Source organism: Actinomadura darangshiensis, from assembly GCF_004349235.1.
In the GTDB taxonomy this organism is placed as follows: domain Bacteria; phylum Actinomycetota; class Actinomycetes; order Streptosporangiales; family Streptosporangiaceae; genus Spirillospora; species Spirillospora darangshiensis.
In genome coordinates this window covers 1-1690 of record NZ_SMKY01000604.1, presented here as the reverse complement: position 1 = coordinate 1690, position 1690 = coordinate 1, and the positions used below count along the sequence as shown (strand labels likewise).

The following is a 1690-nucleotide window of genomic DNA, read 5'->3' as shown; positions in this document are numbered from 1 at the left end:
GAGGACGAGGCCTCGGCCGGGGCTGTGGACTTCGACCGTGGTGATGGCGGCGGCGTACTGCTCGGAGGATCGGGCACGGCGGGGCGTGGAGCGGGTTTGTTCAAGGGGAGCGGTGAAGGCGAGAGATCCTTGCGCCCTTCCTGGGACTTCCGGTCGTAGCGGTCGGCCCAGCGGCGATATTCCCGGCCGCGTCCTGATCGTCTGCGAGACTTCTCGTACATCGCCTGCCAAGCCTCCTTGCATTTGTGCGCGGTGTACCAGTCGCCGATGCTCACGGCGTGCCGGCAGGCGGGGGACATGGACCTGCGCGGCTCCGGTTCGGCCCGGTCGGCCGCCTCGGAGGGAGCCGCTGCGCCGATGGTGATGGCGCCTGCCACGGCGGTACATCCCAGCAGCCCGCAGGTGCAGCGGACCCAGTCGCCGATCACGATGGCAAGTCTGGGATGTGCCAGAAAACGGTTCATCTTCGCCCCGGGGGATCGCGTCGGTCACCGTGAGAATGCCGATCGTAGTCACTTTGGCTACGGAGCGTTGAACATTGCTCACAGTCGGCTTGGCGGGCATGCGCCGCCTGGAGCCATAACCGCTGTGGCCGAAATGGGGGCCATATCCCAACTCATTATGATTTGCCGGTGTTCTATCCGGCCGTCGAGTGTCCGTGCTGCCAGGAAGGCGAAATGCGCCTGTGACCCCGGCTGACGTGAGCTTCAGCGAGCGCGCTTTTGTGTCTCGCAGGAATTGCCCACGTATGATCCGCACACGCTCGTGTCCATTGGGGAGCCCTCAGTTCGGCATGTTCGCGTGACGCTGCGGTTCGAAAAGTCTCACTCGGCGTCACCGCGGGCAAGAAGGCTTGGGGGCACTGGACCCAACGTGGTCTCTGCGGAGAGCTCTGCTCAGCGGTCTTGCCATGGGTGGAGCCGCAGCGTCGCCGCAGTATGCGGGCCGGGTAGGTCGGACGGCTCACTGTGGTCTGAGGTGTGGCCGGTGAGTCGTGCGGCTCGTCATCTCCGACGCGCGCCGTGACCTGAGCTGGCGCTGCGGGGGGTCGATGCCCAGCGGCCGCGGCTGACAGCGGCGCCGGGCCCGTTACCTGCACAACCTGATCGCGCGCATCCCCAAGCGCCCGCATCCGCGGTGGCGGCGGCCTCCGGGTGGGCGCCCTTCTCGACCGTTTCACCGCCGAAGAGATCTGCGGCCTAGCACCCTCCGGTCGTCAACTCACATGTGCCCGGTGTTCCTGGCGATCGTCGGCGCGGTGCTGCTGGACGGCGGGCACCTGTGACGATCCGCCCGGCTGGCCTGCCCACTCTCGATAGGCCTGACCCTTGATCGCGGCGTCCCGCCGCGTGATCGTCGCGAACGGCGGCGTCGACGACGGCCGTACCCGAGGCGAGGAGCACGTGACGGAGGTGACCGCCATAAGGGGCCCGATCGCGGCCTAACTGGTCGGACGCGGCCGGGCAGTTGAAGAGGCCCGACGCCCCGGACGCGGTCGAGTGGGCGGTCGTGGTCGAGCCCTCGGAGATGTGATCGGCGGGCGTGGTCGGGGAGCTGGGGCGTGGTCGTGAAGGCGGTTGTGGTCGAGGCTGTTGAGGATCGGTCGGCGGGCGCGGCCGGGGACTCGGGCGTGGTCGGGGAGTTGGCTGGACGTGGTCTGTGGGTGAGTCCGTGGAGGGGGTTTGGTAGG

Annotated in this window: 1 protein-coding gene; it reads right to left on the bottom strand. The window is 68.0% G+C overall.

Going from position 1 to position 1690, the window contains the following annotated elements:
* On the bottom strand, window positions 1–428 hold a 428-nt coding region (locus E1293_RS49130; protein ID WP_207939558.1), incomplete at its 3' end, for a hypothetical protein.
* Between the last annotated feature and the right edge of the window lie 1262 nt (window positions 429–1690).